The organism is Streptomyces cirratus, from assembly GCF_014650775.1.
In the GTDB taxonomy this organism is placed as follows: domain Bacteria; phylum Actinomycetota; class Actinomycetes; order Streptomycetales; family Streptomycetaceae; genus Streptomyces; species Streptomyces cirratus.
On record NZ_BMVP01000001.1, the window covers coordinates 648,017 to 673,323 of the forward strand.

Here is a 25,307-nt window from a genome sequence, read left to right on the forward strand (position 1 = left end):
GGCCGGCAGGCCTCAGCCCCACTGCTCGATGCCGAGCTTGACCACCAGCGCGCCGACCACCGTCAGCAGCACCGTGCGGACGAACGCGCTGCCCTTGGTGAGCGCCATCCGGGCCCCGATCATGCCCCCGGCCAGGTTGAAGGCCGCCATCAGCGCGGCCAGTTGCCACAGCACCATCCCCTGGTACGCGAACATGGCGAGCGCCCCGGCGTTCGTGCAGCAGTTGACGATCTTGGCGGTGGCGGAGGCGGTCACCAGGTCGAGGTGGAGCAGTGCGGTGAGGGCGAGGACCAGGAAGGTGCCGGTGCCGGGCCCGATGAGCCCGTCGTAGAAGCCGATGCCGAGTCCCGCCAGGCCGATGGCGAGCAGCACGCGCCGGCGGCTGACGGGCGCGGTGGACGCGGCCGCGCCGAAACCGGGCTTGAAGATCACCACCGCGGCCACGACCACCAGCACCGCCATGATCAGCGGCCGCATGGCGTCCTTGCTGATCCCCCCGGCCAGCGCGGCGCCGCCCATCGAACCGGCGAGCGCGGCCAGGCCGATACGGACGGCGAGCTTCACGTTCACCGGCGCCTTGCGGGCGTACGTCACGGCCGCTCCGGTGGTGCCGACGATGGCCACCGCCTTGTTGGTGCCGAGGACGGCGGCGGGGGGCGTGTGCGGGAGGCCGAGCAGCAGCGCGGGCAGGAGCAGCAGTCCGCCGCCCCCGACCACCGCGTCGATCCAGCCGGCCGCCGCGGCGGCCACGCACAGCACGATGATCATCGTGGTTGATATGTCAGGCACGGCTCCGACCCTATGGAGCGGTTCGCTGCAATGGGCACGGATACCGGGAAACTTGCGCAAAGGTTGAGGTTCGAAGGCCTCACGGGCCGTCCGGCCGGGCGCTGAGGTGCGCGTTCCGTCCGGGTAACAGCGGCGATGCGGCGGGGAAACAGCGGCCCCGCACGCTCGTTCCATGACTTCGGACCGGCATGTGGTGGTGATCGGCGGCGGCCTGGCGGGCCTGCGGTGCGCGGCGCGGCTGACCGCCGGCGGTGCCGCGGCGGTCACGGTCCTCGGCGAGGAGCCGCACGCCCCGTACAACCGCGTGCTGCTGGCCGAGATCCTGGCCGGCCGGTACGCCGCCGAGGTGACCGCGCTCCCGGACCCGGGCCCGGTGCTGCGCCGGGGCGTGCGCGCGGTCCGCGTCGACCGCGCCGACCGGACGGTGCACTGCGACGACGGGGCGGTGCTCGGGTACGACACCCTCGTCCTGGCCACCGGCTCGAACCCGGTGCTCCCCCCTCTGCGCGGCCTGTTCGAGCCGGACGGCCGGGCGCTCCCCGAGGGGGTGCACGCGTTCCGCACCATGGACGACTGCCTGGCCCTCTCGGCGGCCGTACGCCCCGGCCTGCGCGCCGTGGTGATCGGCGGCGGCCTCCTCGGCGTCTCGGCGGCCCGGGCCCTGGCCGCCCGCGGCGCCCAGGTGGTGCTCGCGCAGCAGGCCCAGCGGCTGATGGAACGCCAGCTGGACGCGCCCGCCTCGGCCCTGCTGGGCGCCCACCTCACCGCTCTCGGCATCGAGATCCACACCGAGTGCCGGGTCCGCGGCCTGACCAAGACCGCGGACCCCCGCGCCGGGGCCGGAACCCGGGTCACCGGCGTCGAACTCGCCGACGGCTACCGGCTCGACGCCGAACTCGTGGTGCTCGCCTGCGGGGTGCGCCCGCGCACCGGACTGGCGCGGGCCGCCGGGCTGGAGGTGCGGGGCGGCATCGTCGTGGACGACCGGCTGCGCACCAGCGACCCCCGCATCCACGCCATCGGCGACTGCGCCGAGCACGACGGCCGGGTGTACGGGCTGGCCGGGCCCGCGCTGGAGCAGGCCGACGCCCTCGCGGCCTCCCTGACCGGTACCGGCGGCCCCGCCGGCGCCTACACCGGCACCCGCGCGCTGACCCGGCTCACCCTCACCCCCGGCGGCGAAGGCTCGCGCGACGGCGAGGGCTCCCCCGGCGGCGGCGGCTCCCTGGACCTCGCCGCCTTCGGGGAGCCGACCCCGCTGCCGGGTGACGACGTGATCCGCCTCGCCGACGCCACCCGCCGGACCTACCGGCAGGTCGTCGTACGCGGCGACCGCCTGGTCGGCGGGGTCCTGCTCGGCGAACTGTCCACCGTGGGCGCCCTGGCCCGCTCCTGGGAGGACGGGGCCGCCCTGACCGACTTCTCGCACCTGCTCACCGACGACGGAGGCTCCTGATCATGGCCGCAGTCCCGCCCACCCCCGGACCCGCATCCGCGGCCGGCCCCGCCCTGGTGCTCGTCGGCCACGGCATGGTCGGCCAGCGCTACCTGGAGGCCCTCGCCGAGCGCGGGATCACCGCCACGCACCGCGTCACCGTCCTGTGCGAGGAGCCCCGGCCCGCCTACGACCGGGTCCACCTGACCTCCTATTTCTCCGGCAGCACCCCCGAGGACCTGTCGCTGACCCCGGACGGGTTCATGGCCCGGCACGGGATCGACCTGCACCTCGGCGACCCCGCCGAGACCATCGACCGCGGCGCCCGCACCGTCACCTCCCGCTCCGGGCGGGTGTTCCCGTACGACGTCCTCGTACTGGCGACCGGCAGCTACCCCTTCGTGCCGCCCGTGCCCGGCAAGGACGCCCCCGGCTGCTTCGTGTACCGCACCATCGAGGACCTCCTCGCGATCGAGGCGTACGGCAGGGGCCGCGGCAGCGGGGCCGTCGTCGGAGGCGGACTCCTCGGACTGGAGGCCGCGGGCGCGCTGCAAGGACTGGGGCTGGCCACCCGGGTCGTGGAGTTCGCCCCGCGCCTGATGCCCGTCCAGGTCGACGACGGGGGCGGCGCCGCCCTGCTGCGCACCATCGAGGCGATGGGACTGAGCGTCCACACCGGCGTCGGCACCCAGGAGATCCTCACCGGCGAGGACGGCTCGGTGAGCGGGATGCGCCTTTCCGACGGCTCGACCGTCCCCGCCGACCTGGTCGTCTTCTCCGCCGGTGTCCGCCCCCGCGACCAGCTCGCCCGCGACGCCGGGCTTGCCGTCGGCGAACGCGGCGGGATCGCCGTCGACGCCCGCTGCCGGACCTCCGACCCGGGCGTGTACGCGATCGGCGAATGCGCGATGGCCGTCGACGGCCGGGTCTACGGCCTGGTCGCCCCCGGCTACGAGATGGCCGAGACCGCCGCCGACGACCTGCTGGGCCGTGAGCGGGAGTTCACCGGGGCCGACCTGTCCACCAAGCTCAAGCTGCTCGGCGTGGACGTGGCCTCCTTCGGCGACGCCCACGGAGCCACCCCCGACTGCCTCGACGTCGTCTACTCCGACTCCCGCTCCGGCGTCTACAAGAAGCTGGTCGTCTCCCCCGACGGCGTGCTGCTCGGCGGGGTCCTCGTCGGTGACGCCGACGCCTACGGGCTGCTGCGCCCGCTCACCGGCAGCGTCCCGCCGGTCCTGCCCGAGCAGCTGGTGCTGCCCGCGGGCATCGGCCCGGCCGCGCAGCTCGGGCCGTCCGCGCTGCCCGACACGGCGGTGATCTGCTCCTGCCACAACGTCACCAAGAAGGAGATCACCGCCTTCACTTCCCTGCCCGAGGTCAAGAAGTGCACCAAGGCCGGCACCGGCTGCGGCGGCTGCCTCAAGGTGATCGGGCAGCTGCTTCCCGCCGCCGCCGACAAGGGGCTGTGCGGCTGCTTCCCGTACACCCGCGCCGAGCTGTACGAGATCGTCCGCACCCGCCGCCTGACCTCCTACCGGGAGATCCTCGACGGCCACGGCCGTGAAGACGCCCGGGGCGGCGAGGGGTGCGAGGTCTGCAAGCCCGCCGTCGCCTCGGTCATCGCCTCGCTCGCCGCGACGCTGGGCGCGAGCGGATACGTCCTGGACGGGGAGCAGGCCGCCCTCCAGGACACCAACGACCACTTCCTGGCGAACATGCAGCGCAACGGCTCGTACTCGGTCGTCCCCCGCATTCCCGGCGGTGAGATCACCCCCGACAAGCTCATCGTGATCGGCGAGGTGGCCCGCGACTTCGGCCTCTACACGAAGATCACCGGGGGGCAGCGGATCGACCTCTTCGGGGCCGCGGTCGACCAGCTCCCGCGCATCTGGGCGCGGCTGGTGGACGCCGGGTTCGAGTCCGGGCACGCCTACGGGAAGGCGCTGCGCACGGTGAAGTCCTGCGTGGGCCGGACGTGGTGCCGCTACGGGGTCCAGGACAGCGTGCGCATGGCCATCGACCTGGAGCTGCGCTACCGGGGCCTGCGCGCCCCGCACAAATTGAAGTCGGCGGTGTCGGGGTGCACCCGCGAGTGCGCGGAGGCACAGAGCAAGGACTTCGGCGTCATCGCCACGGCGAACGGCTGGAACCTCTACGTCGGCGGCAACGGCGGGGCCAGCCCGCGCCACGCCGACCTGCTCGCCCAGGACCTGTCCGACGCCGAACTCGTCCGCCTCATCGACCGGTTCCTCATGTTCTACATCCGCACCGCCGACCGGCTGGAGCGGACCTCGACCTGGCTGGAGCGGCTGGAGGGCGGGCTGGACCACCTGCGGGACGTGATCGTCCACGACTCGCTCGGTCTGTGCGCGGAGCTGGAGTCGCTGATGGCCGACCACGTCGCCCACTACCGCGACGAGTGGGCCGAGACCCTCCGGGACCCCGAGCGGCTGCGCCGGTTCGTTTCCTTCGTCAACGCGCCCGGCGCCCCGGACCCCAGCGTGCGGTTCGTGCCGGAACGCGACCAGGTCAAGCCCGACCTGACCGTACTGACCCTTGAGCCCGTGGGAGGCGACCGGTGACCATCGAGCTGGAAGTGAACGGCGGCTGGCTGACGGTGTGCGAGCTGTCGGAGCTGATCCCTGGGCGCGGGGTCGCGGCCCTGTTGCCCGACGGGAGCCAGGCCGCGGTGTTCGTGGACCGCGGGGGACGCCCGTACGCCATCGGCAACCGGGACCCCTTCACCGGCGCGCAGGTGCTCGCCAGGGGACTGGTGGGCGCGGTGACGGGACGCCCCTTCGTGGCCTCGCCGCTGCTCAAGCAGCGGTTCGACCTGGAGTCGGGGCGCTGTCTGGACGACGACGCGGTGGCGGTCCGGACCTATCCGGTACGGACCGCCGTGCCCTCGCCCGCGTAGGGCAGCCGGGGGGACTACTGTGCCTGGATCGCCGCCGGGTCCATCCACATGATCTCCCAGGTGTGACCGTCGAGGTCCTCGAAGGCCCGCCCGTACATGAAGCCGTGGTCCTGCGCGGCCCGGGGCTCGGTGCCGCCCGCGCCGACGGCCGCGTCGACCAGCGCGTCCACCGCGTCGCGGCTCTCGGCGCTCAGGCACAGCAGGGCCTCGGTGGTGGTGGAGGTGTCAGCGATGGCCTTGTGGGTGAAGTCCTTGAAGCGGGCCTCGGTCAGCAGCATCGCGTAGATGGTGTCGCTGATGACCAGGGAGGCGCCGTTCTCGTCGCTGAACTGAGCGTTGAAGGAGTAGCCGAGCTTGCCCCAGAAGGCCTTGCTCGCCTCCAGGTCCTTGACCGGCAGGTTGACGAAGATCATGGTGGCGGACATCTCGGTCTCTCTTCTCTCGCGGTGGTGCGTTCGAAGGGGTAGACCGGGCCGCCCCGGGAAACTCATCGCTCCCGGGAAAGGTTTTTCCGGCCCGTCCCTGCGTCGTTCATCTCCTACGCGGCTCCCCGCGCCGTCAGGACGCCACGGCGCCGCCCTTGAGCAGCGCCGCCCCCAGCGGGGTCACCGTGTGCAGCACGGCGTTGCCCCGGCGCAGGGTCGTGACCAGGCCCGCCTCCCGCATCACACAGGCGTGCTGGCTCGCGGAGGCGAGGGACACCCCCGCCCGGCGGGCCAGTTCGCTGGTCGTGGCCCCGTCGCCGATGGCCCGCAGCACCACCGAGCGGGTGTGCCCGACGAGCTTTCCCAAGGTCCGCTGGCGCTGCTCCTCCGCGGGGCGGGCGGCCTCCCCCTGGGCGGGGGCCGAGGCGAGCTGCGCCGCCGCCGGGTACACCAGGACCGGCGGCAGCTCCGGGTCGTGCAGGGTGACGGCCGTACGGCGGCAGAAGAAGGACGGCTGGAGCAGCAGCCCCCGCCCCCGCAACCGGACGTCCCGGTCCACCGGGTAGTCGCACTCCAGGACCGGCGCCCGCCAGCGCAGCATCGGCGGCAGCGACGCGAGCAGCTCGTCCGCGCCGCCGTCCAGCAGTGCGCGGCCCCTGGCTGCCCGCTCGGCCTCGATCTGGGCCTGGATGTGGGTCCAGTAGGGCTCCACGGCCACCCGGTGGTACGCGCGCAGTTCGCCCAGCAGCCTCGGCATGTGCTTGGACGCGTCGTCCATGAAGTCCCGCAGCCGGCGCGGGACGAGGGTGTCGCCCGCGCCGCCCGCTCCCGGCGGCATGCCGAAGGCGGCGCCGACGCGCGCTCCCGCGCCCAGCATCGAAAGCTCGCGGCGTATTCGCTCGGGGCGTATGCCGCGCAGCGCGTCGAGGCCGAGGTCCCACCCGTACTGGCCCTCGACCGGGGTCAGGAAATCGGGGAAATAGCCGCGCCCCGGTATCAGCGCGCCGAGGAGTCTTGTTTCACTATTCAACCGGCTCCGGGTTTCCGTACGCCATTCACCGAACAACCGGGCATCACGCCGGTCCCTTAAGCGGTGAAAGCTGAGAATCGTTTCCCACAACGCATCGGGACGTCCCGCCATCCGTACGCGTGCGAGATCCACTCCCGTGAAATGGATACGAAGCACCGAACCCCCACCTGTGCAACCGCAATCCCCCCGCCCCATGAGTATGCACGCCGTCACACGTGGTCACCACGCCCTTTCAGCCACAGTTGAAACCCCTTTCGGCAGGAGCGTGACAACCGAAATCCTGTACTCCGCCAGGCACACTCCGGTGCGACCGAAACGCTCCGTGAAGGCCGTGGGGGGCTTTGCGGGGCCTGGCGGTCGGTCGCACAGGTAAGCGCCGACGTGCCTGGCGATAGGCGGCAGGCGGTGGACGGGTGGGGATCCGTCCACCGCCTGGTGCCGTAATGGCGACTTGGTTGAATACGGGCCTTAAACGCAAAGCAGGCTGCGCCCGCTTCCGGGGGTCAGGGAAACCGGAAGCAGGGCGCAGCCTCAGGAACCGGTGCCGCCGGCCGGGTTCGTGCCCGGCCGAGCCGCGCCGGAACCCGGCACGGGGGGGGCTCAGCGGCTGTCGGAGCCCTTCGACTCGGCGGCCGCGCGGCCGGCCTCCAGGCGCGCCACCGGAATCCGGAACGGCGAGCAGGAGACGTAGTCGAGACCGACCTCGTGGAAGAAGTGCACCGACTCGGGGTCGCCGCCGTGCTCACCGCAGACGCCGAGCTTGAGGTCGGGGCGGGTGGCCCGGCCGGCCTCGACCGCGCTGCGGACCAGGGCGCCGACACCGTCCTTGTCGATGGTCTCGAAGGGCGAGACCCCGAAGATGCCCTTCTCCAGGTACGCGGTGAAGAAGCTGGCCTCGACGTCGTCGCGGGAAAAGCCCCACACCGTCTGGGTCAGGTCGTTCGTACCGAAGGAGAAGAACTGCGCGGCCTCGGCGATCTGGCCGGCGGTCAGCGCGGCGCGCGGCAGCTCGATCATCGTGCCGATGGTCAGCTTGAGGCTGGTGCCGGTGGCGGCCTCGACCTCGGCGATGACCTGGTCTGCCTCGTCGCGCACGATCTCCAGCTCCTGGACGGTGCCCACGAGCGGGATCATGATCTCGGCGCGCGGGTCGCCCTTGGCGTTCTTGCGCTCGGCCGCGGCCTCGGCGATCGCCCGGACCTGCATGGCGAACAGACCGGGGATGACCAGGCCGAGGCGGACGCCGCGCAGACCCAGCATCGGGTTCTGCTCGTGCAGCTTGTGCACGGCCTGCAGCAGGCGCAGGTCGTTCTCGTTGGCGTCCTTGCGGGACTCGGCGAGGGCGACGCGCACCGACAGCTCGGTGATGTCGGGGAGGAACTCGTGCAACGGCGGGTCGAGGAGGCGGACGGTGACGGGCAGCCCGTCCATCGCCTCGAACAGCTCGACGAAGTCCTTCTTCTGCAGCGGGAGGAGGGCACTGAGTGCCGCTTCGCGCTCGTCGTCGGTGTCGGCCAGGATCAGGCGCTCGACCATCTCGCGGCGCTCACCGAGGAACATGTGCTCGGTGCGGCACAGGCCGATGCCCTGGGCGCCGAAACGGCGGGCGCGCGAGGCGTCCTCGGCGTTGTCGGCGTTGGCGCGCACCCGCAGCCGGCGGACGCGGTCCGCGTACGCCATGATCCGGTGCACGGCGGCGACCAGCTCGTCGGCGTCGTCGGCGCCGGCGTGCATGCGGCCCTCGAAGTACTCGACCACCGGGGACGGTACGACGGGTACCTCGCCGAGGTAGACCTTGCCGGTGGAGCCGTCGATGGAGACGACGTCGCCCTCTTCGACGACCGTCCCGCCGACCGTCATCCGGCGGCGCTTGGTGTCGACTTCGAGGTCCTCGGCGCCGCAGACGCAGGTCTTGCCCATGCCGCGGGCGACGACGGCGGCGTGCGAGGTCTTGCCGCCGCGGGAGGTCAGGATGCCCTCGGCGGCGATCATGCCGTCCAGGTCGTCCGGGTTGGTCTCGCGGCGGATCAGGATGACCTTCTCGCCGGAGCGGGACCACTTGACGGCCGTGTACGAGTCGAAGACGGCCTTGCCGACCGCCGCGCCCGGGGAGGCGGCGATGCCGCGGCCGAGCATGGTCGTCTTGGCGGCCTCGTCGAAGCGCGGGAACATCAGCTGCGCCAGCTGGGCGCCGTTGACGCGCTGGAGGGCCTCGGCCTCGTCGATCAGGCCCTGGTCCACGAGCTGGGTGGCGATGCGGAAGGCGGCGCCCGCGGTGCGCTTGCCGACGCGGGTCTGGAGCATCCACAGCTGGCCGCGCTCGATCGTGAACTCGATGTCGCAGAGGTCCTTGTAGTGGGTCTCCAGCGTTTCCATGATCGTCATGAGCTGGTCGTAGGAGGCCTTGTCGATGGTCTCCAGGTCCGCCAGCGGGACGGTGTTGCGGATGCCCGCGACGACGTCCTCGCCCTGGGCGTTCTGCAGGTAGTCGCCGTAGACGCCCTGGTGGCCGGTGGCGGGGTCGCGGGTGAAGGCGACGCCGGTGCCGGAGTCCGGGCCGAGGTTGCCGAAGACCATGGAGCAGATGTTGACGGCGGTGCCCAGGTCGCCGGGGATGCGCTCCTGGCGGCGGTAGAGCTTGGCGCGGTCGGTGTTCCAGGAGTTGAAGACCGCCTCGACGGCGAGGTCCATCTGGTCGCGGGCGTCCTGCGGGAACTCGCGGCCGGCCTCCTTCGCGACGATCTTCTTGAAGGCCTTCACCAGCTTCTTGAGGTCGGCGGCGTCGAGGTCGGTGTCGACGGTGACCTTCTTGGCGGCCTTGGCCTCGTCGAGGGCGTCCTCGAAGAGCTCGCCGTCCACGCCGAGGACGGTCTTGCCGAACATCTGGATCAGGCGGCGGTAGGAGTCCCACGCGAAGCGCTCGTCGCCGGCCTGGGCGGCGAGGCCGGCCACGGACTCGTCGGAGAGGCCGATGTTGAGGACGGTGTCCATCATGCCGGGCATCGAGAACTTGGCGCCGGAACGAACGGAGACCAGCAGCGGGTCGTCCGACTGGCCGAGCTTCTTGCCCATCTTCGCTTCGAGGGCGGCCAGGTGGGCGCTGACCTCGTCGCGCAGCGCGGCCGGGGCCTCACCGCTTTCGAGGTAGACCTTGCAGGCCTCGGTGGTGATGGTGAAGCCGGGAGGCACCGGGAGACCAAGGTTGGTCATCTCGGCGAGGTTGGCTCCCTTGCCGCCGAGAAGGTCCTTGAGGTCGCGGTTTCCCTCGGTGAAGTCGTAGACGAACTTCTGATCTTTGTTTTCCGACACGGGTCTCGACTCCTCGAGGACTCGGGTGGCTGCCCTGACGGCCAGGAACATACCCAGATCGAAGGCGTCTGGGTATGTCCACTTGGTCGTCATGAGGCTGTAACCACCCGTGTGCCAGCCAATCGAAAGTAACCGGTAAGTAATGCCGAAGGGCGCTGAGCGTTCAGAACCCGAAGGATGAGGGGGCCCCTGGGGCCTGTCCACGCTCGGATGAGCGATCATCGATACATTTGCGTTCAAGTATTGAACGAACAAAGGGTGGCACCCAGTGCCACCCTTTGAAAGTCTTACCCGTGACTTAACTGCTCATCTGAGCGAAACCTCTCCCATGCGTGGCGTATATCACGCTACACCGAGGGCGATTTGTCGGCTTCCGTCAGCCTCCGGAGGTGTCCGTCTCGGCGTCTTCACTCACGCCTGCGCAGTCGTACGGATCCTTCAACCAGCCCTCGGGCAGGACAACCCGGTTGTTTCCGGACGTCCGGCCGCGCGGACCGTCGGCGCTGTCGGGCCAGGGCTGGTCCAGATCAAGCTCGCTCAGATGAGCGTCCAGTTCGGCGAGGGAAGAGGTCACCGCCAGCTTCTGGCGCATCTCGGATCCCACCGCGAAGCCCTTGAGGTACCAGGCCACGTGCTTACGGAAGTCGATCACCCCGCGCGCCTCGTCGCCGATCCACTCCCCCAGCAGCTGGGCGTGCCGGTGCATGGTCGCCGCGACCTCGCGCAGCGTCGGCTTGTGGAAGTCCTCGGGGCGCCCCTCGAAGGCCGCGACCAGGTCGTTGAACAGCCACGGCCGCCCCAGGCAGCCGCGCCCCACGACCACTCCGTCACAGCCGGTCTCGCGGACCATGCGCAGCGCGTCCTCGGCGCACCAGATGTCGCCGTTGCCGAGCACCGGGATCTCCGGCACGTGCTCCTTGAGGCGCGCGATGGCGTCCCAGTCGGCGGTGCCGCCGTAGTGCTGGGCGGTGGTGCGCCCGTGCAGGGCGATGGCGGTGACGCCCTCCTCGACCGCGATCCGGCCGGCGTCGAGGTAGGTGAGGTGCTCGTCGTTGATGCCCTTGCGCATCTTCATGGTGACGGGCAGGTCGCCGGCGCCGGCCACGGCTTCGCGCAGGATCGCGCGCAGCAGGTTCCTCTTGTAGGGCAGGGCCGAGCCGCCGCCCTTGCGGGTGACCTTGGGGACCGGGCAGCCGAAGTTGAGGTCGATGTGGTCGGCGCGGTCCTCCTCGACGATCATGCGGACCGCCTTGCCGACCGTCGTGGGGTCGACTCCGTACAGCTGGATCGAGCGGGGCTTCTCGGTCTCGTCGAAGTGGATCAGCTGCATGGTCTTCTCGTTGCGCTCGACCAGGGCGCGCGTCGTGATCATCTCGCTGACGAACAGCCCCTTGCCGCCGCTGAACTCGCGGCACAGGGTGCGGAACGGGGCGTTGGTGATACCGGCCATGGGTGCGAGCACCACCGGGGGCTGCACGGTGTGCGGGCCGATCGCGAGGGGCGGGGGGAGCGTGGTCATCCCCCCATTGTCGCCCAGCCGGACCCCGTCCCGTATTTCATTAGTTAGGCGTACTATCTGAGTCATGCGAACCCTGAGCCCCAGGCGACGCAGCCTCGTGCTGGCGATCTGCTGCATGAGCCTGCTGCTCGTGAGCCTGGACACCACCGTTCTGAACGTCGCCCTGCCCTCCATGCGGCAGGAGTTGCACGCCTCGGTGGCGGGCATGCAGTGGACGATCGACGCCTACACGCTGGTCCTGGCCTCGCTGCTGATGCTGGCGGGGTCCACGGGCGACCGGATCGGGCGCCGGAAGGTGTTCAGCACCGGCCTGATCGTCTTCACCGCCGGCTCCGTGCTGTGTTCGCTCGCGCCGAGCCTGGAGTGGCTGATCGCGTTCCGGATGGTCCAGGCCGTGGGCGGCTCGATGCTCAACCCGGTGGCCATGTCGATCATCACCAACACGTTCACGGAGCCCAAGGAGCGCGCCCGCGCCATCGGCGTCTGGGGCGGGGTCGTCGGCATCTCGATGGCCGCCGGACCGCTGATCGGCGGCCTGCTGGTGGACTCCGTCGGCTGGCGCTCCATCTTCTGGATCAACCTCCCCGTCGGGCTGGCCGCCCTGGTCCTGACCCTGCGCCACATCCCCGAGTCGCGGGCCGGGCACCCGCGCCGTCCGGACCCGGTGGGGCAGTTGCTGGTCGTGGCGCTGCTGGGGTCGGTGACGTACGGGATCATCGAGGCCCCGTCGGCCGGCTGGGGTTCGCCGACCGTGCTCGGCTGCGCGGCGCTCGCGGTGGCGGCCCTGGTGGGGCTGCTGGCGTACGAGCCGCGGCGGCCGGAGCCGCTGATCGACCCGCGGTTCTTCCGCAGCGCGCCGTTCAGCGGGGCGACGGTGATCGCGGTGAGCGCCTTCGCCGCGCTGTCGGGGTTCCTGTTCCTGAACACCCTCTACCTCCAGGAGGTGCGGGGGCTGGACGCGCTGGACGCCGGGCTGTACATGCTGCCGATGGCGGCGCCGGCCTTCCTGTGCGCGCCGCTGTCGGGGCGGCTGGTCGGGGCGGTGGGGCCGCGGCTGCCGCTCGTGATCGCGGGGGTGGCGATGGGGGCGAGCGGGCTGCTGTTCGCGGCGTTCGCGGCGGAGGGGTCGGACCCGCTGATGTTCGCCGGGTACGTGCTGTTCGGGCTCGGCTTCGGCATGGTCAACGCGCCGATCACCAACACGGCGGTGTCCGGGATGCCGCGCGCCCAGGCGGGGGTGGCGGCGGCGGTGGCGTCGACCAGCCGGCAGACCGGGGGGACGCTGGGCGTGGCGGTGATCGGCGCGGTGCTCGCGGCCGGCCTGTCCCAGGGCGGCGGCTTCATCGCCGCGGCGCGGCCGGCCTGGTGGATCATCACGGTGTGCGGGGTCCTGGTGCTGGCGACGGGCCTCGCCACGACGGGCCACTGGGCCCGGCAGACGGCCACCCGCACGGCCGGTGCCCTGAGCGAGGTCCTGTCGCCGAAGTAACGCGCAACGGCGCCCTCCACCCCGAGCCGAGGCCGGCGCCCCACGACCCGCGCCATCTGCACACCCCTCGTGTCCGGGCCGCCCGAGCCCCGTTGCCCCGGCGCCGCCCCGGCGGCCACGCCGACGACCGTGACTGGTGCCTGCCGGGGCGGCGCACACTGACGAGTGACAGATATTGAAATCTGTCACCCGTCATGTCATTCTCGTTGCATGACGACGAACGAGAGCACCTCTACGACCACCACCACGACCCTCGGAACCACCGGCCCCGCCGTCTTTCCGGTTGGGCTCGGCTGCATGGGCATGTCCGCCCTGTACGGAGAGAGCGACCGGGCCGAGTCGGTCGCGACCATCCACGCCTACCTGGACGCCGTCCCCGACGGCATGGACGCCCTGCTCGACACCGGCGACTTCTACGGCATGGGCCACAACGAGCTGCTGATCAACGAGGCCCTGCGCAGTGCGCCCGTCGCGCTGCGGGAGCGGGCGCTGACCAGCGTGAAGTTCGGCGCCCTGCGGACCGTCGAGGGCGATTTCACCGGGGTCGACGGCCGGCCTGAGGCCGTGAAGAACTTCCTCGCCTACTCGCTCCAGCGGCTCGGCCGGGACCACATCGACATCTACCGCATCGCCCGCCTGGACCCGGACGTACCGATTGAGGAGACGGTCGGCGCCATCGCCGAGGCGGTCCAGGCCGGGCACGTGCGGCACATCGGGCTCTCCGAGGTCGGCGCGGACACCCTGCGCCGGGCCGCCGCCGTGGGCCCGATCGCGGACCTCCAGATCGAGTACTCGCTGATGTCGCGAGGGATAGAGGCGGAGATCCTGCCGACCGCGCGCGAGCTGGGCATAGGCATCACCGCGTACGGGGTGCTGGCCCGGGGCCTGATCAGCGGCCACTTCGGCCGCGACCGGCTGCTTTCCCCCGGCGACTTCCGCGGGATGAGCCCGCGCTTCCAGGGCGAGAACCTCCACCGGAACCTCGACCTGGTGGACGCCCTGCGCAAGGTGGCGCAGGAGAAGGGCGTGAGCGTCGCCCAGACCGCCATCGCCTGGGTGCTCGCCCAGGGCCGGCGACACCAGGTGGACATCGTGCCGCTCGTGGGCGCCCGACGCCGGGACCGGCTGGAGGAGGCACTGGGCGCCCTGGAGGTGGAGTTGAGCCCCGCCGACGTGGCCGCCATCGAGGCGGCGATACCCGCGGGGGCGGCGGCCGGCGAGCGTTACCCGGCGGCGCAGATGGCCCACCTGGACAGCGAACGCTGACCTGGCGGTACGGTCGTACTCATGCCCTCCGCTGCTGCCGAACCCCTGACTCCCGAGCGCATCCTCGAAACCACCGAGGAAGTGCTGCGCCGCTTCGGCCCGACCAAGGCGACCGTGGTGGACGTGGCGCGCGCCCTCGGCGTCAGTCACGGCAGCGTGTACCGGCACTTCCCCTCGAAGGCGGCGCTGCGCGAAGCCGTCACCGACCGCTGGCTCGCCAAGAGCGTCGTACGACTGGAGGAGATCGCCTCGGCGCCGGCCGAGCCGGCCCCCTCCAAGCTGGAGGCATGGCTGGAGGCGCTGTTCGAAGCCAAGCGGCACAAGGCGGGTGACGACCCGGAGCTGTTCGCGACGTACACGGTGCTGCTGGCCGAGAGCAGCGGCGTGGTGGATCACCACCTGAGCGAGCTGATCGGACAGTTGACCCGGATCATCGCCCAGGGTGTCGCGGACGGGACGCTGGCCGCGCAGGACGTGCCGGCCGCCGCCCGCGCGGTGTTCGACGCCACCGGACGCTTCCATGATCCCCAGTACGCGGCCGACTGGCTCTCGCCCACGATCACTGCGGAGTTCGAGGCGGTCACCTCGCTGATCGTCCGCGGCCTGCGCGCCTGACCCCCTTCCCGGACTGGGCCATTCCGGCCGGACTTGGTGATCATTTGAGCCGGGGGCCCTGTCGCGGGCCCGCACGCCTGGCCTAGGTTCCCCCCGAACACCATCAAGCACTTCTCAGGGGGAAGCATGTCCACTACGCAGTCACAGGCCAGCCGTCCGAAGCCACCCGCGCGGTCGACCGGCGCGGCCGCGGTCGGCTGGATCGTGACCATCGGTCTCAACGTGGTCGCACCGGTCATCACCTACAACCAGCTGCACGCCCACGGCTGGAGCGAGTTCAGCGCGCTGCTGATCAGCAGCGCCTGGCCGGTGCTCGACAGCGCGGTCAGTCTGGCCTGGCGCCGCAAGCTGGACGAGTTCGCCATCGTCACCTTGGTGTTCCTGGTCATCACGGCCGTCGTCTCGCTGGTCGGCGCGCACTCGGCCCGCGCACTGCTGATCAAGGACTCGTGCGTCACCGGGCTGTTCGGGCTGCTGTGCCTGGCCACCCTGCTCGCCCCGAGGCCCCTGATGTTCTACTTCGGCCGCAAGTTCGCCACCGACGGCACTCCCGAGAGCACCGCCTGGTGGAACGGCCTGTGGCAGTACGAGGGCTTCCGCCGGACGCTGACCGTCATGACCACGGTCTGGGGCGTGGCGTACCTGGTCGAGGCCGGGGTGCGGGTCGCCCTGACGTACATCCTGGACACCGACACGATGGTGACCGTCAGCCCGGTCATGATCTACACGGTGCTCGGCCTGCTGGCCGTCTGGACCGCGCGCTACGGCAAGCGCTCCCAGGCCGAGGGCGAACGCCGCGCCGCGGAGGCGGCCGCCGCCGCGCAGGCAGCAGCGGCCTGACGGGCAGCAGTACGGAAAACGGCGGTGGCCCGGTGCGCAGTGCGCACCGGGCCACCGCCCATTCCGCCGGGAAGCGGAACCGACAGGCCTGGGTCGGGGCCTAGCAGCCGAGCAGACGGCTGCCGAGGTAGCTCTGGATCTGGTCCAGGGAGACGCGCTCCTGCTTCATGGTGTCGCGCTCGCGCACGGTCACCGCGTTGTCGTCCAGGGTGTCGAAGTCGACGGTCACGCAGAACGGCGTGCCGATCTCGTCCTGGCGGCGGTAGCGGCGGCCGATGGCGCCCGCGTCGTCGAACTCGATGTTCCAGTTCTTGCGCAGGTCGGCGGCGAGGCCCTTGGCCTTCGGCGACAGCTGCGGGTTGCGGGACAGCGGCAGGACGGCGACCTTGATCGGCGCCAGGCGCGGGTCGAGGCGCATGACGGTGCGCTTCTCCATGACGCCCTTGGCGTTGGGGGCCTCGTCCTCGTTGTACGCGTCGAGCATGAAGGCGAGCATGGCGCGGTTGACACCGGCCGCCGGCTCGATGACGTACGGGGTGTAGCGCTCGCCGGCCTCCTGGTCGAAGTACGACAGGTCCTGGCCGGAGGCGGCGGAGTGGGCCTTGAGGTCGAAGTCCGTGCGGTTGGCCACGCCCTCCAGCTCGGAGAACTCATTGCCACCGAAGTTGAAGCGGTACTCGATGTCGGCGGTGCGCTTCGAGTAGTGGGACAGCTTCTCCTTCGGGTGCTCGTACCAGCGGATGTTCTCCTCGCGGATGCCGAGGTCGCGGTACCAGTTCCACCGCTCGGCCATCCAGTACTCCTGCCACTGCTCGTCCTCGCCCGGCTTGACGAAGAACTCCATCTCCATCTGCTCGAACTCGCGGGTGCGGAAGATGAAGTTGCCGGGGGTGATCTCGTTGCGGAAGGACTTGCCCATCTGCGCGATGCCGAACGGGGGCTTCTTGCGCGAGGTGGTCTGCACCTGGGCGAAGTTGGTGAAGATGCCCTGGGCGGTCTCGGGCCGCAGGTACGCCTTGGAGCCGGTGTCCTGGGTCGGGCCGAGGTGCGTCTCCAGCATGCCGGAGAACTGCTTCGGCTCGGTGAACTGGCCCTTCACGCCACAGTTGGGGCAGTTGATGTCGGCAAGACCGTTGGCCGGAGGGCGGCCGTGCTTGGCCTCGTACGCCTCTTCCAGGTGGTCTGCGCGGTGCCGCTTGTGGCAGGAGGTGCACTCGGTGAGCGGGTCGGAGAAGGTGGCGACGTGGCCGGAGGCCTGCCACACCTCGGGGGCCAGGATCACGGAGGAGTCGAGGCCGACGATGTCCTCACGGCCGGTGACCATGGCCTTCCACCACTGGCGCTTGATGTTTTCCTTGAGCTCGACGCCGAGCGGACCGTAGTCCCAGGCAGCCCTGGAGCCGCCGTAGATCTCACTGCACGGGAAAACGAAGCCACGGCGCTTGCTCAGGCTGACGATGGTTTCGATCTTGTCGGCGGCCACGGTGCTCTCTTCATTACGAGGACGAACGGCGAAGCCTTTAGGTTACCGGCGCCCGCACCCCCGCTATCAAATCGGGACCCCTTCGACGGCCTTCCAAGGGCCGCCCCACCAGGCTTTTTGACAACCGTTTCCATCTTTGATGAAAATGGATGTCATGAACGTACGACGCCTTATACCGACCGCCGCACTCGCCGGAGCCGTGGCCCTCGCCGCGACGGCCCTCACCGCCTGTTCCGGCGCCAGTGCCGCGGGGGGCGGCAAGGACGGCAGGCTCGACGTGATGGCGTCGTTCTACCCGCTGCAGTACCTCGCCGAACAGATCGGCAAGGACCACGTGCAGGTCACCACCCTGACCAAGCCGGGCGTCGAACCGCACGACCTGGAGATCACCCCCAAGCAGACCGCCCGGCTCGGCGAGTCCGACGTCGTGCTCTACCTCAAGACCCTCCAGCCCGCCGTCGACAAGGCGGTGGCCCAGGCCGGCGTGAAGAACACCGTCGACGCCGCCACCCTCACCAAGCTGGAGAAGCACGCCGCGTCCGGCCATGACGGCCACCCGGCCGGGGGCGACGAGCACGGCGAGGCCGGCGCGGACCCCCACGTCTGGCTCGACCCCCGCAAGTACGCGGAGATCGCCCAGGGCGTCGGCGCCGCCCTGGAGAAGGCCGACCCCGCCCACGCGGCCGACTACAAGAAGAACACCGACGACCTGCTGGCCGAGCTGACCGCCCTGGACACCGAGTACAAGAACGGCCTGGGCAGCACGGCCTCCAAGACCTTCATCACCACCCACGCCGCCTTCGGCTACCTCGCCGAGCGCTACGGCCTGGACCAGGAGGGCATCTCCGGCGTCGACCCCGAGTCCGAGCCCAGCCCGGCCCGGATGAAGGACCTGCAGGCCATCGCGAAGGAGGACAATGTGTCCACCGTGTTCTTCGAGACGCTGGCCAGCGACAAGACGGCCAAGACCCTCGCCGCCGACACGGGCCTCAAGACCGATGTCCTCGACCCCCTTGAGGGGATCACCGACAAGTCCCAGGGCGCCGACTACTTCGAGGTCATGCGGTCCAACCTCAAGAACCTCCAGAAGGCGCTCGGCACCAAGTGACAGCAGTAGCAGCAACGGAGGCGCGAGCCATGGAGTCCGGTACAGCCGCATCGGCGGCCGAGCAGCCCGTCATATCCCTGCGCGGGGCCACCGCCTCGCTCGGCTCGCGCCCCGTGCTGCGCGGGGTCGACCTCACCGTGCGCCGCGGCGAGGTCGTCGCGCTCCTCGGCGCCAACGGCTCGGGCAAGTCCACCGCCGTCCGCGCCGTCGTCGGCCAGGTCCCGCTGAGCGACGGCACGCTCTCCCTCTTCGGCACCGACTTCAAGCGCTTCCGCCAGTGGTCGCGGATCGGGTACGTCCCCCAGCGCACCACGGCCGCCAGCGGCGTCCCCGCCACCGTCCGGGAGGTCGTCTCCGCCGGCCGGCTGGCCCGCTCCCGCTTCGGCGTCCTGCGCAAGGCCGACCGGATCGCCGTGGAGCGCGCGCTGGACCTCGTCGACATGAACACGCACGCGGACGCCTCCGTCAACGCCCTCTCCGGCGGGCAGCACCAGCGCGTGCTCATCGCCCGGGCGCTGGCCGTGGAGCCCGAACTGCTGATCATGGACGAGCCCATGGCCGGCGTCGACCTGGCCAACCAGGAGGTGCTCGCCAAGGCCGTACGCCGCCAGGTGGCGGCCGGTACGACCGTCCTGCTCGTCCTGCACGAGCTGGGCCCCCTGGAGCCGCTGATCGACCGGGCCGTCGTCCTGCGCGACGGCTGCGTCGTGCACGACGGGCCGCCCCCGCAGGCCGTCGGCCAGCACGCCCTGCCCGGCCACGACCACGTACACCCCCACGCGGCGCACGACGCCGAGCCCCTGCGGACGGGACTGCTGAGCTGATGGACCTCCTCCACTACCCCTTCATGGTGCGTGCCCTGATCGCCGCCGCCCTGGTCGGCATCACCGCCCCCGCGATCGGCACGTACCTCGTCCAGCGCCGCCAGGCCGTCATGGGGGACGGTCTCGGCCATGTCGCCATGACGGGCGTCGCCCTCGGCTTCCTGCTCAACACCAGCCCGGTGTGGATGGCCACGCTCGTCGCCGTCCTCGGCGCCGTCGTCATGGAGATGATCCGCTCCCGCGGCAAGACCAGCGGCGACGTCGCGCTCGCGATGCTCTTCTACGGCGGTCTCGCCGGCGGCGTCATGATCATCAACATGGCTCCCGGCGGTTCCACCACCAACCTGCTCAGCGCCATGTTCGGCTCGATCACCACCGTCTCGACCCAGGACGTGACCGCCGTCGTGATCCTTGCGGCGTTCGTCATCGCGGTGACCATCGGGCTGCGCAGGCAGCTCTTCGCCGTCTGCCAGGACGAGGAGTTCGCCCGCGTCACCGGCCTGCCGGTACGCGCCCTGAACCTGCTGATCGCGGTCACCGCCGCGATCACCGTGACCGTCGCCATGCGCATCGTCGGCCTGCTGCTGGTCAGCGCGATGATGGTGATCCCGGTCGCCGCCGCGCAGCGCCTGACGCGCGGTTTTGCCGCCACGCTGGGCCTGGCCATCGCGATCAGCCTGACCGTGTCCCTGACGGGCACGGCGGTGACGTACTACATCGACGTACCCTCGGGCGCCACGATCGTGCTGTTCGCCATCGGCGTCTTCATGGTCATGACGGCCCTGTCCACCCCGCTGGCCCGGCGCCGCGCGAAGGCGGCCCGGGTGGCCGAAGAGGTCTGCACGCGCGACGACGTGAAGGTTTAGCCGTTCGGCAGCCTGGCACAATGGGGCGAGGCCGATACGAGGAGGAACCGGTGGCGACTGCGCCTGGCGAGACCGCGCCAGTACGAGGACGATCCACCCGGCAGCGCGCCGCCGTGGCCGCCGCGCTGGACGAGGTGGACGAGTTCCGCAGTGCCCAGGAGCTGCACGACATGCTCAAGCACCGCGGCGACTCCGTGGGCCTGACCACGGTCTACCGCACCCTCCAGTCCCTGGCCGACGCCGGCGAGGTGGACGTGCTGCGCACCAGCGACGGCGAATCCGTCTACCGGCGCTGCTCCACGGGGGAACACCACCACCACCTGGTGTGCCGCAAGTGCGGCAAGGCCGTCGAGGTCGAGGGCCCTGCGGTGGAGAAGTGGGCGGAGGCGATCGCGGCCGAGCACGGCTACGTGAACGTCGCCCACACGGTGGAGATCTTCGGCACCTGCGCGGACTGCGCGGCCGCCGGCTAGCGGGGCCCGGACAGGGCCCGGAGCCGCCGCAGGTTCCGGTCGAGGATCGCCGGGAGCGGGTCGATGCCGGCAGGTCCTGGGCGCCCCGCCGGGGCAGGCCGGTGAACGCGACGTCCCCCCTGGCGGCGAACCCCACGGCCGTCCGTGATCCGGGCGGGGCCGGGGCCCCGCCCGGATCACGGACGGGGCCGGCGGGTCAGCCCAGGGTGTTCGGCTCCGGCTGGTTGGGGACCGCGCCGCCGAAGCGGCGGTCGCGCTGGGCGTACTCCAGGCAGGCGCGCCACAGGTCGCGGCGGTCGAAGTCCGGCCACAGCACGTCCTGGAAGACCATCTCGGCGTAGGCGCTCTGCCAGATCAGGTAGTTGGAGGTGCGCTGCTCGCCGCTCGGGCGCAGGAACAGGTCCACGTCCGGCATGTCCGGGTAGTAGATGTACTTCGCGAAGGTCTTCTCGTTGACCTTCGAGGGGTCCAGCTTGCCCGCGGCCACGTCCCGGGCGATCGCCTGCGCCGCGTCCGCGATCTCGGCGCGGCCGCCGTAGTTGACGCAGAAGTACAGGGTCATCGCGTCGTTGCCGACGGTCTGCTCCTGCGCGATCTGGAGTTCCTGGACGACCGACTTCCACATCTTCGGCATCCGGCCGACCCAGCGGATGCGGATCCCCAGCTCGTTCATCTCGTCCCGGCGGCGCCGGATGACGTCCCGGTTGAAGTTCATGAGGAAGCGGACCTCGTCGGGCGAGCGCTTCCAGTTCTCCGTCGAGAAGGCGTACAGGGACAGGTTCTTGACGCCCATCTCCAGGCAGCCCTTGAGCACGTCGAGCACGACGCCCTCGCCCACCTTGTGGCCCTCGGTGCGCGGCAGTCCGCGCTCCTTGGCCCAGCGGCCGTTGCCGTCCATGACGACCGCGACGTGGTTCGGGACGAGCTCACCGGGGATCTTCGGCGGGCGCTCACCGGACGGGTGCGGCTCGGGAACCTTGTACTCCCGGCGAGAGCGTCCCAGAATCCCGCGTCGTGCCATGTGCCCAGCTCCTATTTCTCGACGTATCGCAGGGAGCGTAGCCCGCGCTCCAGATGCCAGTGCAAATAGGCCGAGACCAGCCCGCTGCCCTCCCGCACGTGCCGCGCCTCGCAGGCGTCCGCGTGCCCCCAGTCGCCCGTCAGCAGAGCGCTGAGCAGAGCGATGGCCTCCGACGAGGGTACGACGCTGCCCGGCACCCGGCAGTCCCCGCATATGACCCCGCCCGCGGCGACGGAGAAGTGCCGGTTGGGGCCGTGGATGCCGCACTTCGCGCAGTCCTCGAAGCTCGGCGCGTAGCCGTTGACGGCCAGCGAGCGCAGCAGGAACGCGTCCAGGATGAGGTGCGGCTCGTGTTCGCCGCGCGAGAGCGTGCGCAGGGCTCCGACGAGCAGCAGGTACTGCTGGACGGCCGGTTCGCCCTCGTTCTCGGTGAAGCGCTCGGCGGTCTCCAGCATCGCGGTGCCTGCGGTGTAGCGGGCGTAGTCGGTGACGATGCCGTTGCCGTACGGGGCGATGATCTCGGTCTGGGTGCACAGCGGCAGGCTGCGGCCGACCAGCTCGCTGCCGCGCGCGAAGAACTGCACGTCGGCGTGGGAGAAAGGTTCCAGCCGGGCGCCGAACTTGGACTTCGTACGCCGTACCCCGCGCGCGACGGCCCGCACCCGCCCGTGGCCGCGGGTGAGGAGCGTGATGATGCGGTCCGCCTCACCCAGCTTCTGGGTGCGCAGCACGATGCCGTCGTCGCGGAACAGACTCATGGACCCCATTGTCCCCTGTGCGGGGACCCGCGCGGGGCCCTCGTGCGGCGGACCGACGTGCGGCGGACCGACGTGCGGCGGACCGCTACGGAGCGCGGACCGCCGACAGCAGCCGGGCGACCTCGTCGGCGTCCATCCGCAGCGCCGCGCCCACGGTGGCCAGCACCTCGCGCTCGGCCGGGATGTACGGTCCGTCGGCGAGCGCGATCCGGGCGCCCTGGAGCAGGAGCGACGCCCGCCCCGGGCCGGCCAGGTGCGGCGCGAGCGGCTCCAGTGCCTCGTGGAGCTCTATCGACAGTGCGGCCCCGCAGCACTCCGGGCCGTCGTACAACCCCAGCCGTCCCTCGTCGGTCGCCAGGGCGTCCACCACGGACTCCAGCTGCTCCTGGGTGCAGTCCTGGAACCCGGCGCCCCGTACGGCCGCCACGGCCGCCTCCAGGGCGCTGCGCGAGGTGGTCCCGCCGGCGGCGAGGACGGCCAGCGTCACGGTGTGCACCGCGTCGCGCAGCATCGCCGAGAAGCGGGTGGTGGTCAGGTGGTCCAGCACGTCGGTGCCGAAGCGCTCCTTGCAGGCCTGGCACTCGACCACCGGCCCGGCGGATCCGCGCGGCAGCAGCGGCACGCCGAGGACCGCGAAGCGGCGGCGGCCGGTGCGCCTGCGGTAGTTGCGGTCACCGCCGCAGCCGGGGCAGAAGAACTCCCCGTCGGCCACGGTGCTCCAGGTGGTACGGATGCCCCATACGGTCAGTTTCCGGCCGTCCCCACCCCGAACTGGCAGCACGTCGCACCTCCGTATGCGGACCCCACGGCACCATCGCCGGGTGGGCGTGATGTTAGCCACATCCGTGAGTGTGTGTCAGTCGTGTGACGAGACAACCTGGCCCCGGAACCGGAGTTGGCCGATCTGCGCCCCCGTCGCGGGGCGTGGCGGCGCCCGGGAAAAGCGGAACCCCGCGCCTCCGTGGGGAGGTGCGGGGTTCGCTCGCGGAGCGGGTGGGATCCGGTGGGATCAGCGGCCCGCGCGGTTGACGGCGGAGATGACCGCCTTGAGGGAGGCGCGGGTGGTGTTGGCGTCGATGCCGATGCCCCACAGGACACGGCCGTCGATCGCGCACTCGATGTACGAGGCGGCCACGGCGGAGGCGCCCTCGCTCATCGTGTGCTCGGTGTAGTCCAGCAGGCGGGCGTCCACGCCGATGCCGGCCAGCGCGTCGAAGAAGGCCGAGATCGGACCGTTGCCGGTGCCGGTCAGGACGGTCTCGACGCCGTCGACGACCGCCTCGACGGTCAGCGTGTCGGTGCCGTCCTTGTCGGTGGCCGTCGAGCCCGAGCGCAGCTGGATGCGGCCCCACGGGTTCTCGGGGTTGGGCAGGTACTCGTCCTGGAAGACCGACCAGATCGCCTTCGGCGTGACCTCGCCGCCCTCGGTGTCGGTCTTGGCCTGGATGATCCGCGAGAACTCGATCTGCATGCGGCGCGGCAGGTCCAGCTTGTGGTCGTTCTTGAGGACGTAGGCGATGCCGCCCTTGCCGGACTGCGAGTTGACGCGGATGACGGCCTCGTACGAGCGGCCGACGTCCTTCGGGTCGATCGGCAGGTAGGGCACGGCCCACTCGATCTCGTCCACGGTCTTGCCGGCGGCGGCCGCGTCGGCCTCCATGGCGTCGAAGCCCTTCTTGATGGCGTCCTGGTGGGAGCCGGAGAAGGCGGTGTAGACCAGGTCGCCCGCGTAGGGGTGGCGCGGGTGGACCTCCATCTGGTTGCAGTACTCGCTGGTGCGGCGGATCTCGTCGATCTGCGAGAAGTCGATCTGCGGGTCGATTCCCTGGGAGAACAGGTTCATGCCCAGGGTGATCAGGTCGACGTTCCCGGTGCGCTCGCCCTGCCCGAACAGGCAGCCCTCGATGCGGTCGGCGCCGGCCATCAGGGCCAGCTCGGCGGCCGCCACGGCGGTGCCGCGGTCGTTGTGGGGGTGTACGGAGATGCAGATGTGCTCGCGGCGGGTCAGGTGGCGGGCCATCCACTCGAAGCGGTCCGCGTGGGTGGAGGGCGTCGAACGCTCCACGGTGGCGGGCAGGTTCAGGATGATCTCGCGGCCCTCGGCCGGCTGCCAGACGTCACAGACGGCCTCGCAGACCTCCAGGGCGAAGTCCAGCTCGGTGTCGGTGAAGATCTCCGGGCTGTACTGGTAGCCGAAGGTGGTCTCCGGGCCCAGCAGCTTCTCCGCGTACTCCATCACCAGGCGCGTGCCGTCGACGGCGATCTGCTTGATCTGCTCCTTGGAGCCGCGGAAGACGACCCGCCGGAAGGTCGGGGCGGTCGCGTTGTACAGGTGCACGGTGGCGCGCTTGGCGCCGACCAGCGACTCCACGGTCCGCTCGATCAGGTCCTCGCGGGCCTGCGTCAGTACGGAGATGGTGACGTCGTCGGGGATCGCGCCCTCTTCGATGATGGAGCGGACGAAGGCGAAGTCCGTCTCACCGGAGGAGGGGAAGCCGACCTCGATCTCCTTGTAGCCCATGCGCACCAGCAGGTCGAACATCTCGCGCTTGCGGGCGGGGGTCATCGGGTCGATCAGCGACTGGTTGCCGTCGCGCAGGTCGGTGGACAGCCAGCGGGGGGCCTTGGTGACGCGGGCGTCCGGCCAGGTGCGGTCGGGGATGTCCACCTGCTCGTAGGAGCCGTACTTGTGGATCGGCATCCCGGAGGGCTTCTGCGTATGGGTCGCGTTCGTGATGGGCGTGGGGCGACCTGCGAAAGTGTGCTGACTCATGGCGTGGGGCTCCTCGCGTGTCCGCGTGTAGTTCGCTGGGACGGCCGACGGCGGTCGTAAATCCGCAACACCAGACTCCGCGGGGAGGGGGCCGGCCTACGACTACAGACCCTCGCCGCGGCAGCTAAGGAGAAGCAGCCCGAAACGCATGATGGGCCGAGCCTAGCGGAGCCGCGCCGTAACGCGAGGACCTGTTTCAGTATGCAAGACCCCCTGGTCAGTTTTGTACCCTTTTGTGAGTTAAGACTCGCTATGCACCGACGCGCGCAGGGAATGTCCGGTCGATCCGTCAACGTGGTGCGACGGCTTTCAGACAACCGAATGAATCATGGTCGCGATTAGTGACAGGATCATTACGCACTGC

Annotated in this window: 21 protein-coding genes; 11 read left to right on the forward strand and 10 right to left on the reverse strand. The window is 70.8% G+C overall.

Annotated features, from left to right (window positions below; all coding sequences use genetic code 11):
* Nucleotides 1-12 precede the first annotated feature (12 nt).
* Nucleotides 13-789 carry a sulfite exporter TauE/SafE family protein gene (locus tag IE207_RS02985; protein WP_190182390.1) on the reverse strand — a complete coding sequence of 259 codons (777 nt, stop codon included), beginning with the start codon at nucleotides 787-789 and terminating at the stop codon, nucleotides 13-15.
* 172 nt (nucleotides 790-961) lie between these two features.
* On the opposite strand from IE207_RS02985, the gene IE207_RS02990 reads away from it, so the two are divergent.
* Genes IE207_RS02990 through nirD form a run of 3 tightly spaced genes read left to right on the forward strand, consistent with a single transcriptional unit; the run spans nucleotide 962 to nucleotide 5,144 of the window.
* Nucleotides 962-2,245, forward strand: a complete 1,284-nt coding sequence (locus IE207_RS02990) for an NAD(P)/FAD-dependent oxidoreductase (RefSeq protein ID WP_190182391.1) — start codon at nucleotides 962-964, stop codon at nucleotides 2,243-2,245.
* 2 nt (nucleotides 2,246-2,247) lie between these two features.
* The gene (gene nirB / locus IE207_RS02995) at nucleotides 2,248-4,809 is read left to right on the forward strand and encodes a nitrite reductase large subunit NirB (RefSeq protein ID WP_190182392.1); all 2,562 of its coding nucleotides are present in this window, start codon (nucleotides 2,248-2,250) and stop codon (nucleotides 4,807-4,809) included.
* A complete protein-coding gene (nirD, locus tag IE207_RS03000) occupies nucleotides 4,806-5,144 on the forward strand; it encodes a nitrite reductase small subunit NirD (RefSeq protein ID WP_190182393.1) in 339 nt (112 codons plus the stop codon). The genes nirB and nirD overlap by 4 nt, the downstream gene beginning before the upstream one ends.
* Nucleotides 5,145-5,158: 14 nt before the next feature.
* Here the strand turns inward: nirD and IE207_RS03005 are convergent, their stop codons facing one another.
* The 4 genes from IE207_RS03005 to dusB all read right to left on the reverse strand — a co-directional run bounded on the left by IE207_RS03005 (nucleotide 5,159) and on the right by dusB (nucleotide 11,427).
* Nucleotides 5,159-5,569 (reverse strand): VOC family protein, encoded by a 411-nt coding sequence (locus tag IE207_RS03005; RefSeq protein WP_190182394.1) that lies wholly within the window; start codon nucleotides 5,567-5,569, stop codon nucleotides 5,159-5,161.
* 133 nt (nucleotides 5,570-5,702) lie between these two features.
* The gene (locus tag IE207_RS03010; protein ID WP_190182395.1) at nucleotides 5,703-6,755 is read right to left on the reverse strand and encodes an ArsR/SmtB family transcription factor; all 1,053 of its coding nucleotides are present in this window, start codon (nucleotides 6,753-6,755) and stop codon (nucleotides 5,703-5,705) included.
* A gap of 444 nt (nucleotides 6,756-7,199) precedes the next feature.
* Nucleotides 7,200-9,908, reverse strand: a complete 2,709-nt coding sequence (ppdK, locus tag IE207_RS03015; protein WP_190182396.1) for a pyruvate, phosphate dikinase — start codon at nucleotides 9,906-9,908, stop codon at nucleotides 7,200-7,202.
* A 376-nt stretch (nucleotides 9,909-10,284) separates the two neighbouring features.
* Nucleotides 10,285-11,427, reverse strand: coding sequence for a tRNA dihydrouridine synthase DusB (gene dusB / locus IE207_RS03020; protein ID WP_190182397.1), 1,143 nt, complete (start codon nucleotides 11,425-11,427; stop codon nucleotides 10,285-10,287).
* Between the two features lie 64 nt (nucleotides 11,428-11,491).
* Between dusB and IE207_RS03025 the strand changes: the two genes are divergently transcribed.
* The 4 genes from IE207_RS03025 (at nucleotide 11,492) to IE207_RS03040 (ending at nucleotide 15,637) form a co-directional block, all read left to right on the forward strand.
* Nucleotides 11,492-12,916 carry an MFS transporter gene (locus IE207_RS03025; protein ID WP_190182398.1) on the forward strand — a complete coding sequence of 475 codons (1,425 nt, stop codon included), beginning with the start codon at nucleotides 11,492-11,494 and terminating at the stop codon, nucleotides 12,914-12,916.
* 210 nt (nucleotides 12,917-13,126) lie between these two features.
* Entirely contained in the window at nucleotides 13,127-14,182 is a 1,056-nt protein-coding gene (locus IE207_RS03030) for an aldo/keto reductase (protein WP_190182399.1), read from the forward strand.
* Nucleotides 14,183-14,203: 21 nt separating this feature from the next.
* The gene (locus tag IE207_RS03035; RefSeq protein WP_190182400.1) at nucleotides 14,204-14,797 is read left to right on the forward strand and encodes a TetR/AcrR family transcriptional regulator; all 594 of its coding nucleotides are present in this window, start codon (nucleotides 14,204-14,206) and stop codon (nucleotides 14,795-14,797) included.
* A gap of 126 nt (nucleotides 14,798-14,923) precedes the next feature.
* A complete protein-coding gene (locus IE207_RS03040; protein ID WP_190182401.1) occupies nucleotides 14,924-15,637 on the forward strand; it encodes a VC0807 family protein in 714 nt (237 codons plus the stop codon).
* Nucleotides 15,638-15,737: 100 nt separating this feature from the next.
* On the opposite strand, the gene IE207_RS03045 is transcribed toward IE207_RS03040, so the two are convergent.
* A complete protein-coding gene (locus tag IE207_RS03045) occupies nucleotides 15,738-17,120 on the reverse strand; it encodes a glycine--tRNA ligase (protein WP_190182402.1) in 1,383 nt (460 codons plus the stop codon).
* Between the two features lie 154 nt (nucleotides 17,121-17,274).
* Between IE207_RS03045 and IE207_RS03050 the strand changes: the two genes are divergently transcribed.
* Genes IE207_RS03050 through IE207_RS03065 form a run of 4 tightly spaced genes read left to right on the forward strand, consistent with a single transcriptional unit; the run spans nucleotide 17,275 to nucleotide 20,391 of the window.
* The gene (locus IE207_RS03050) at nucleotides 17,275-18,228 is read left to right on the forward strand and encodes a metal ABC transporter substrate-binding protein (RefSeq protein WP_190182403.1); all 954 of its coding nucleotides are present in this window, start codon (nucleotides 17,275-17,277) and stop codon (nucleotides 18,226-18,228) included.
* Between the two features lie 29 nt (nucleotides 18,229-18,257).
* Nucleotides 18,258-19,052 (forward strand): metal ABC transporter ATP-binding protein, encoded by a 795-nt coding sequence (locus IE207_RS03055; RefSeq protein ID WP_190182404.1) that lies wholly within the window; start codon nucleotides 18,258-18,260, stop codon nucleotides 19,050-19,052.
* Nucleotides 19,052-19,918, forward strand: coding sequence for a metal ABC transporter permease (locus IE207_RS03060; protein WP_190182405.1), 867 nt, complete (start codon nucleotides 19,052-19,054; stop codon nucleotides 19,916-19,918). Before IE207_RS03055 ends, IE207_RS03060 begins: the two co-directional genes overlap by 1 nt.
* Before the next feature lie 20 nt (nucleotides 19,919-19,938).
* The gene (locus IE207_RS03065) at nucleotides 19,939-20,391 is read left to right on the forward strand and encodes a Fur family transcriptional regulator (protein ID WP_229873275.1); all 453 of its coding nucleotides are present in this window, start codon (nucleotides 19,939-19,941) and stop codon (nucleotides 20,389-20,391) included.
* Between the two features lie 196 nt (nucleotides 20,392-20,587).
* On the opposite strand, the gene IE207_RS03070 is transcribed toward IE207_RS03065, so the two are convergent.
* The 4 genes from IE207_RS03070 to leuA form a co-directional block, all read right to left on the reverse strand.
* The gene (locus tag IE207_RS03070) at nucleotides 20,588-21,412 is read right to left on the reverse strand and encodes an isoprenyl transferase (protein ID WP_190182407.1); all 825 of its coding nucleotides are present in this window, start codon (nucleotides 21,410-21,412) and stop codon (nucleotides 20,588-20,590) included.
* Nucleotides 21,413-21,423: 11 nt separating this feature from the next.
* Nucleotides 21,424-22,170, reverse strand: coding sequence for a DNA repair protein RecO (recO, locus tag IE207_RS03075; RefSeq protein WP_190182408.1), 747 nt, complete (start codon nucleotides 22,168-22,170; stop codon nucleotides 21,424-21,426).
* Nucleotides 22,171-22,255: 85 nt separating this feature from the next.
* Nucleotides 22,256-22,951 carry a TerB family tellurite resistance protein gene (locus IE207_RS03080; protein ID WP_190182409.1) on the reverse strand — a complete coding sequence of 232 codons (696 nt, stop codon included), beginning with the start codon at nucleotides 22,949-22,951 and terminating at the stop codon, nucleotides 22,256-22,258.
* Nucleotides 22,952-23,179: 228 nt separating this feature from the next.
* Nucleotides 23,180-24,943 (reverse strand): 2-isopropylmalate synthase, encoded by a 1,764-nt coding sequence (gene leuA / locus IE207_RS03085; RefSeq protein ID WP_190182410.1) that lies wholly within the window; start codon nucleotides 24,941-24,943, stop codon nucleotides 23,180-23,182.
* Nucleotides 24,944-25,307: the final 364 nt, after the last annotated feature.